2 protein-coding genes and 1 pseudogene are annotated in these 940 nt (G+C 33.0%); all 3 read left to right on the forward strand.

Annotated features, from left to right (window positions below):
* Positions 1-233: FdtA/QdtA family cupin domain-containing protein (locus J5224_RS30430; RefSeq protein WP_264628769.1), on the forward strand; the 233-nt coding region annotated here is incomplete at its 5' end.
* Positions 226-672: a GNAT family N-acetyltransferase gene (locus J5224_RS30435; RefSeq protein WP_264628770.1), complete on the forward strand. Its 447-nt coding sequence runs from the start codon at positions 226-228 to the stop codon at positions 670-672. The genes J5224_RS30430 and J5224_RS30435, both read left to right, overlap by 8 nt.
* Positions 669-940, forward strand: a pseudogene (locus J5224_RS30440) (GNAT family N-acetyltransferase); the annotation flags it as partial. The gene J5224_RS30435 and the pseudogene J5224_RS30440, both read left to right, overlap by 4 nt.

Consider the following 940-nt stretch of genomic DNA (forward strand, 5'->3'; position numbering starts at 1 on the left):
GTCGTTTTTTATTAGACGATGGCTGTGAAAAAGTTGATATTTTATTGGATAATCCTGCTCAAGGGTTATTAATTGAATCATTTATATGGCGTGAAATGTACGAATTTACAGAAGACTGTGTTTTGATGGTTTTAGCTGATCAAATATATGACGAATCTGATTATATTCGTAATTATGAGGTTTTTTTAGAAAATATTGGGAGCGCCAAAAATACTGGGGGCGCGGATGCTTAGTTTAGTTAAATATGATGATGAATTTCTTGAACTCAGCTGGTTTTGGTTGAATGATTTAGAGATAAAAAACTTAACAATGACCCCGGATTTTACTCGAGAACAACAAAAAAATTTTTATAATACTCTTGGTGCGCGAGGCGATTATAAAATTTATGGAGTCGTTTATGATGGACATAAAATAGGGGCTGCTGGAATAAAAAATATAGAAGGTACTACCGGAGAGTATTGGGGATATATCGGGGATAAATCCTATTGGGGAAGAGGGATTGGAACTACTTTAATAAAAGAAATTATTCAAGTAGCTCAAAGAGATGGAATGAAAAAATTAACCTTAAAAGTTTTTTCAACAAATCAAAGAGCATTTTTTTTATATAAAAAATGCGGGTTTGTAGTAGATGGTTTGGATAACGGTATTTATAAAATGTATATCGGTGTATGAGCATGCAATTATCGAAGTTGACGGAAGTAAATTTTTGCGATTGGGATAAAGTTGTCGACTCATCAAAAAATGGTGTCTTTCTATTCAAAATTGATTTTTTTAAGTATCATGAAGAAAAATTCAATGATGAATCACTTATTATTTATAAAAAAAATAAACCAGTCGCAATCTTCCCCGCTAATGGCATAAGTGATGTGTTATATACGCACTCTGGGCTCACTTATGGAGGGCTGGTTTATGGTCAGGACCTGCATGCAAAAGATGTAAT

Source organism: Candidatus Symbiopectobacterium sp. NZEC135 (assembly GCF_025962695.1).